Below are 6,549 nucleotides of genomic sequence, written 5' to 3' on the forward strand. Positions count from 1 at the left end.
GCCGGCAGCGGCGAGCCGTACCAGGGGCGCATCGTCGACCTGCCGGCGTTCACGATGGAGCCGCTGCCGGTGCAGCAACCTGTGCCGCTGTGGCTCGGCGGGCGCGCGTCCGCCGTCGTCGAGCGCGCGGCCCGGGGCGCTGAGGGCTGGTTCCCGGTGTGGGTCAGCGCCGGCCGCTTCCAGGCGGCCACGGACACCGTGGGCACGATCCGCGGCGACCTCTCCGGCTTCGCGTTCGCGCTGAATCTCTTCACCACCATCGCCGACACCCGCGAGGCGGCCCGCGACGCCGTGTCCAACCACCTTGCCACGGCGTACGGGCTGCCGTTCGACAGCTTCGAGCGGTACAGCGCCTACGGCACCGCCGACGACATCCGCGAGTACCTGGCCCCGTACGTCGAGGCCGGCATGACCGATGTCGTGTTCAACATCGCCGGGCCGGACCCGCGCGGGCAGCTGCGCCGGCTCGCGGCCGAGGTCGTGCCGGCGCTGCGCTGACCGGTCAGCCGAACACCGGAAAGATGTCCGGCGCCCGCCGGCCGGTGGCCACCTCGATGAGGGCGAGCGGCGGCGCCATGCCGGTCAGGAAACGCACCGTGTGCTCGGTCGCCCCGTCCGGCAGGTCCGGTTCGCGGCCCAGCGCCGCCGCGAGGTCGAGCAGGTGGACGGTGGCCTCCACGAGCCGGACGACGGTCGCTGCCCGCACCGTCGTGGTGCCCCGGCGGAAGTACTCGACCGTCTGGTCCGGCTCGGCCGCGGCCAGCGCCACCGCCGCGGGGCCGTCCTCGGCCAGCCGCCGCACCAGCTCCGCGGTACCGGCCGCGCGGGCGTCCGCCACCGCCGCGTCCGCGTTGCGGGCAGCGAGGTCCGCCGCGACGTGCTCGTCCGGCTTGAGGGCGCGCAGCAGGGCCACCGCGTCGCCGTGCTCCGGCGGACCCTCGGCCCGGCGCCGCCGCACCAGCGCCGCCAGCCCGCCGACACCCTGCGAGACGTGGGCGTAGAGCGCGGCCAGGTCCCACCCGGCGCAGCGCGTCGGTGCCGTCCACCGTTCCTCGTCGAGATCCGCGCCCCAGGCGCCCCAGACCCGCCACAGGTCCCCGAGGACCTCCGTCTCCGTGCGCATGCGACTCCTCTCAGGTCACTGCCGCGAACAGGCCGATCGCGGCGCCGCCGGCGCCCAGCAGCGCCAGGCCGAACGGGAGATTCCAGCGCAGCCCGATGTGGACGGCACTGCGCCCACTCAGCGCCGACACCAGCAGGGTCAGGCCACTGAGCGGGGACAACACGAAGGCCGCCATCGTGCCCACCAGCGCTGCCGCCGCGACCAGTGCCGGCCACGCGCCCGTGCCCAGCGGGGCGAGCACCGTCGTCACCACGATGAGGGTGGTCAGCGGGTACAGCCCGGCCAGCCCCAGCACGGTGATGGCCAGCGCGCCACCGGCCAGCAGCGCCCACGCGGGCAGCCCGGCGGCGTCGAGCAGCCGGCCGACCGCTCCGTCGGCCGTCCACCGGCCGGCCGCGGCGACCACGAAGCCACCGGCGCCGAAGAGCAGGAACTGCTCGCGCCAGGAGCCGGCCTCCGAGCGCGCCAGGGCCACGGCGCGGGCCGGCAGGCGGGTCCCGCGTTCCCAGAGCGGCACGACGAGCAGGACCGCCGTCATCGTCGCAGCCGGATGGCTGAGCGGCGTAACCATCTCCAGCACGACGAGCACCACCACGACACAGCCGATCATCGCCGCGAACCCCGCGGCAAGCCGTCCTCGCTCCGGTCGCGGCGCGGGCAGCGCCCGGGCCCGCGGCACCGGCCCGAGCGGCACCAGCATCGCGGCGACCAGGCCCAGCGCCAGCGCGTACGGCAGGAAGCCGGTCCAGGTCAGGCCGGTGAGCGTGAGCACCACGGCCAGCGGTGGCGACAGCGGCGTCACCAGGTTGGCCGCTATGAACGCGCGGCACACGACTCCGGCCGAGCCCGCCTCGTCGGCGGCGGAGTCCATCGCCCGCACCGACCGGTACGCCAGGGCGACCCCGCCGAACGACAGCGCCAGCGAGAGCAGGTAGGTCAGCGTGGCCGCGGACCAGACCGCGCGGGTCCGGCGCAGCCGCACGAGGGTGACCTCGGCGATCGCCGTGTGGTAGCCGCGACGCAGCATCGGGAGTTCCAGCAGCCGCACCACGGCGACGAACGAGAAGACGCCGCACATCGTCGCGAACGCGGCCGACACGTCCGACCAGCGGGCGCCTGCCACCAGGCAGAGCGCGGCGCCGGCGAGCATCATGGCGAGCACCGTGCGGCGTACCGGCGGGCGCAGCGTGGGCCAGGCCGTCGCGGCGACGACCACCACTCCGGCGACGAGCAGCGGCGCCGTGTAGGGCCGCGCGGCCGGCACGACCAGGGTGCCGACGCCGGCGGCTGCGCTCAGCCACAGGACGGCGTCGGGCACCCCCAGCCGCGGCGCGACGCCGGCTCGGGTCATGCCCGGCCGGACGACGCCGAATCGGCAGTGAGCCGCTGCCGCAGCACGTTCTTCTGGATCTTCCCGGTGGGGGTGGCCGGCAGGGCCTCGATCACCTCGAGCCGCTCCGGCCACTTCTGCCGGGTGACCCCCATCTCGTCGAGGAACACGGAGATCTGCGCCAGGGTCAGCTCCGCGCCGCCCCGGGTGACCACGAAGGCGCAGGCCCGCTCGCCGAGCCGCTGGTCGGGTACGGCCACGACGGCCGCCGCCTGGACCAGCGGATGGGCGGCGAGCAGGTTCTCGACCTCCAGCGCGCTGATCTTCACGCCACCGCGGTTGACGATGTCCTTCATGCGGTCGACGTACAGCACGTAGCCGTCCTCGTCGACGGTGCAGAGGTCGCCGCTGTAGTAGCGGCCGGACTCGTCGCGGGCCTCCGCCGTGGCTTCCGGGCTGCCGTAGTAGCCGAGGAACACGTGCGGCCCGGCGGTGGAGTACTCGCCGACCTCACCCACCGGCACGGGTGTCGCGCGGTCGGCCGGGTCCACGATCGTGACGTCGATGCCGTCGAACGGACGGCCGTCGCGGCCGGTCACCTTCTCCCACGGGTCGTCCGGGAAGTTGAGCGTGTGCAGCGGCGCCTCGGACTGGCCGAAGACCCGCAGCAACAGGCAACCCAGCTCCGAGCGGGCCCGCTCGACGAGCGCCGGCGCCACCCGCGCGCCGCCGGAGACGAAGTAGCGGAACGACGACAGGTCGTACGAGGAGAGGTTGTCCTGCTCGACGAGGTCGCCGATGAACGGGGTGGCGCTCACCGTGAAGGTGGCCCGCTCCCGGCTGATCATCTCCAGCGCGCGCTGCGGATCCCACTGGTCCTGCAGCACGAGCTTGGCCCCGCACAGCAGCGAGTCGTAGACGCCGAACAGCAGGCCGGTGGCGTGCGCGATGGGACTCGGCATCCAGATCGGCGTCTCCGGGCCGAGGCCGAGCGCGCCGGCGATCATCGTGGGCGGCGACAGGTCGGTGTTGTGCGTGTGCACGACGCCCTTGGGCAGCCCGGTGGTGCCCGAGGTGAAGCTCACCTTGGACACCTGGTCCGGGTGGGGCCGCAGGTGGGCGAAGGCGCCGGGGGCCGGCGCGCGTTCGGCCAGGAACCGCTCGTACGGCACCATGCCCTCGCCGGCCTCGCCGAGCACGATGACGGTGCGCAGGTCGGGCGCCTGCGAGCGCAGCCGCTGCGCCATCGCGACGAAGTCGAACCGGCGGTGCGTGTCCGGCACGATGTACGCCCGGGCGCCGGTGGTGCGCAGCATGTACGCGACGTCGTGCTCCCGGTAGATGGACATCATGGTGAGCGCGCGCAGGCCGGCCCGCTGGATCGCGAGGTAGATCTCCACGAACTCGATCCGGTTGGGCATCTGCACGGCCACGAACTCGCCCGGCCGCAGCCCGGCGTCCACGAACGCCGCGGCGAGCCGGTCGACGCGGTCGGCGAGGGCGGCCCAGGTGATCCGGCCGTTCTCGTCGACCACCGCGGTCCGGTCCGGGCGCTGTCTGCGGTGCCGGTCGAGGAAGTCGACGATCAACTGGTCCCGCCACTGCCCGGACGCCTTGAACGCGGCGATCCGCTCGGGGGTGTACACGTCACTGGCCGAGGTGATGACACCCGGTACGGTCACAGACATCCGAAGAACCCTCCTGACACGTGGATCACCTCGCCGGTGACGTACCGGCCGTCGTCCCCGGCGAGGAACGCCACGGCCCTGGCCACGTCGACCGGATCACCGAAGTCGGCGAGCGGGATCCGCTCGCGGTAGCGCGCCTGGACGTCGGCCGGGATCCGCTCCATCACCGAGGTGCGGATGACGCCGGGCGCGACGGCGTTGACGGTGACCGCCGGGCCGAGTTCGAGCGCGCAGCTGCGCGTGAACGCGACGACACCCGCCTTGGCAGCGGCGTAGTCGGCCTGGCCGGACGCCCCGTCCTTGGCCACCGAGGAGATGTTGACGATCCGGCCGTGGCCGCGCTCGCGCATGTGCCGGCCGAACAGCTGGGTGAGGTTGAACGTGCCGCGCAGGTTCAGCCGCATGGCCTCGTCGAACCGGTCCAGCGGGATGTCGAGCACGTCCTCGTACATCCGGCCGCGGTAGCCGCCGACCACGTTGACCAGCACGTCGACCCGGCCGAAGGCGGCGAGCGCCGCCGTGGCCAGCGCCTCGGCCTCGGCCCGGTCGGTGACGTCGCACCGGTACGGGTGCGCCGCCCGGCCGTGCGCGGTCAACCGGTCCGCGGCCTCGGCGAGCCGGCGGCCGGAGATGTCGGCCAGTACCAGTGCGTGCCCGCGTGCGCCGAGTTCCGCCGCGATGGCGCCGCCCATCGCCCCGGCCGCGCCGGTCACCACCGCGACCATCAGACCGGTCCTTTCTCGACCGCGTCACCGAGGTAGGCGGCCCGGATCCGGTCGTCGGCGAGCAGTTCCGCCGGCGGGCCGGACGCCTCGATCACGCCGGTGTTCAGCACGTAGGCGTGGTCGGTGACGCGCAGCGCCTGGTGCGCGTTCTGCTCGGCGATCAGCACCGCGGCGCCTTCCGAACGCGCGACGTCGGCGACGATGTCGAAGACGTGCCGCATGGTGCGCGGCGCCAGCCCGGCCGACGGCTCGTCGAGCATCAGCACCGTCGGCCGGGGCATCAGCGCCCGGGCGATGGCCAGCATCTGCTGCTCGCCGCCGGACAGGCTGCCCGCGGTCTGCCCGGCGCGCTCGCGCAGCCGCGGGAAGAACTCGAACAGCTCCTCCACCCGGGCCGGGATGTCACGACGGCGCATGGTGAAGCCGCCGAGACGCAGGTTGTCCCGTACCGACATGTCCGCGAACAGCTCGCGCCCCTGGGGTACGTAGGCCAGCCGCTCGGCGACGATGCGGTGCGGCGGGAAGCCGCTGACCCGCTTTCCGCCCAGCCGTACCTCGCCGCCGCGCAGCGGCAGCAGACCGGCGACGCCGCGGACCGTGGTGGTCTTGCCGGCGCCGTTGGGGCCGAGGACGGAGACGATCCGCCCCGCATCCAGGCGCAGCGACAACTCGTGGACGACGACGATCTTGCCGTAGCCGAGAGTCACGCGATCGAGTTCGAGCAGCGCTGTCATGACTCCACCTCGCCCAGGTAGGCGGCCACCACCGCGGGGTCGCTCTGCGCCCGCTGCGGTGAGCCGTCGAAGATGACCCGGCCGTGGTCGAGCACCGTGACCGAGTCCGACAGGCCCATCACGAACCGCATGTTGTGCTCGATCAGCAGCACCGTGACCCCGGCGGCACGGATCCGGCGTACGTCGTCCATCAGCGCGGCCGCCTCGCCCGCGGTGAGGCCGGACGCCGGCTCGTCGAGCATGAGCAGCCGCGGCTCGGCGACCATCGCCCGGGCGATCTCCAGTCGTCGCTGCACGCCGAGCGGCAGGCTCTCGGCCGGGGTGTCCGCGTAGCGTTCCAGGCCCAGCGTCGCCAGCGCCGCCCGCGCGGCGTCGCGGGCCCGCCGCTCCTCCGCCCGGGCGGACGGCAGGCGCAGCCCGGTCCGCCACAGTCCGCAGACGTCGCGGTGGTGCCGCCCGACGAGCACGTTCTCCAGCGCGGTCATCGAGCGGAACATCTCCACGTTCTGGAACGTGCGGGCCAGCCCGGCGCCGACCACCTGGTGCGGGCGCAGCCGGAGCATGTCGCGCCCGGCGAAGGTGACCGACCCCTCGTGCACGGGGTAGACCCGGGTCAGGACGTTGAACAAGGTGGTCTTGCCGGCGCCGTTGGGGCCGATCAGCCCCTTGATCTCGCCGTCACGTACCCGCAGGTCGACACCCTCGAGCGCGATCAGCCCGCCGAAGCGCACGGTGACGCCGTCGGCGGTCAGCATCGGCTCCCCCACCGGACCGCCGGTCTCCGCGGGCCGCTCGGCCGGCGGCGCCGGCCGGTCGCGGACCGCGGTCACCGCGCCGGCGGTGACGGCGGCGTCGGGTGGCGGCGCGCCGGAGCGGCGGCGCCGCACCCACGCGGCGGTCCGGCTCACCCCGGAGGCGAGTCCGCCCCGCAGGAAGATCAGGACCAGCA

General features: G+C 74.1%; 7 protein-coding genes. 1 reads left to right on the forward strand and 6 read right to left on the reverse strand.

The features are described from left to right. The coding region (locus tag KBX39_RS19325) for an LLM class flavin-dependent oxidoreductase (protein WP_210871838.1) at positions 1-498 on the forward strand (498 nt) is incomplete at its 5' end. A gap of 4 nt (positions 499-502) precedes the next feature. On the opposite strand, the gene KBX39_RS19330 is transcribed toward KBX39_RS19325, so the two are convergent. The 6 genes from KBX39_RS19330 to KBX39_RS19355 form a co-directional block, all read right to left on the reverse strand. Continuing rightward, positions 503-1,123: a maleylpyruvate isomerase family mycothiol-dependent enzyme gene (locus tag KBX39_RS19330; RefSeq protein WP_210871840.1), complete on the reverse strand. Its 621-nt coding sequence runs from the start codon at positions 1,121-1,123 to the stop codon at positions 503-505. A 10-nt stretch (positions 1,124-1,133) separates the two neighbouring features. Next, the gene (locus KBX39_RS19335) at positions 1,134-2,474 is read right to left on the reverse strand and encodes a hypothetical protein (RefSeq protein ID WP_043324792.1); all 1,341 of its coding nucleotides are present in this window, start codon (positions 2,472-2,474) and stop codon (positions 1,134-1,136) included. Further along, on the reverse strand, positions 2,471-4,141 hold the full coding sequence (locus KBX39_RS19340; protein WP_210871841.1) for an AMP-binding protein: 1,671 nt from the start codon (positions 4,139-4,141) through the stop codon (positions 2,471-2,473). The genes KBX39_RS19335 and KBX39_RS19340 overlap by 4 nt, the downstream gene beginning before the upstream one ends. Continuing rightward, a complete protein-coding gene (locus KBX39_RS19345; RefSeq protein ID WP_210871843.1) occupies positions 4,132-4,866 on the reverse strand; it encodes an SDR family NAD(P)-dependent oxidoreductase in 735 nt (244 codons plus the stop codon). The genes KBX39_RS19340 and KBX39_RS19345 overlap by 10 nt, the downstream gene beginning before the upstream one ends. Then, positions 4,866-5,600, reverse strand: a complete 735-nt coding sequence (locus KBX39_RS19350; protein ID WP_210871845.1) for an ABC transporter ATP-binding protein — start codon at positions 5,598-5,600, stop codon at positions 4,866-4,868. The genes KBX39_RS19345 and KBX39_RS19350 overlap by 1 nt, the downstream gene beginning before the upstream one ends. Further along, the coding region (locus tag KBX39_RS19355; RefSeq protein ID WP_312247460.1) for an ABC transporter ATP-binding protein at positions 5,597-6,549 on the reverse strand (953 nt) is incomplete at its 5' end. The genes KBX39_RS19350 and KBX39_RS19355, both read right to left, overlap by 4 nt.

Source organism: Micromonospora sp. D75 (assembly GCF_018070405.1).
GTDB lineage: Bacteria > Actinomycetota > Actinomycetes > Mycobacteriales > Micromonosporaceae > Micromonospora > Micromonospora chalcea.

Coding starts and splice junctions, on each gene's coding strand:
- KBX39_RS19330 (WP_210871840.1), bottom strand. CDS start 1,123: ATGCGCACGGAGACGGAGGTCCTCGGGGACCTGTGGCGGGTCTGGGGC.
- KBX39_RS19335 (WP_043324792.1), bottom strand. CDS start 2,474: ATGACCCGAGCCGGCGTCGCGCCGCGGCTGGGGGTGCCCGACGCCGTC.
- KBX39_RS19340 (WP_210871841.1), bottom strand. CDS start 4,141: ATGTCTGTGACCGTACCGGGTGTCATCACCTCGGCCAGTGACGTGTAC.
- KBX39_RS19345 (WP_210871843.1), bottom strand. CDS start 4,866: ATGGTCGCGGTGGTGACCGGCGCGGCCGGGGCGATGGGCGGCGCCATC.
- KBX39_RS19350 (WP_210871845.1), bottom strand. CDS start 5,600: ATGACAGCGCTGCTCGAACTCGATCGCGTGACTCTCGGCTACGGCAAG.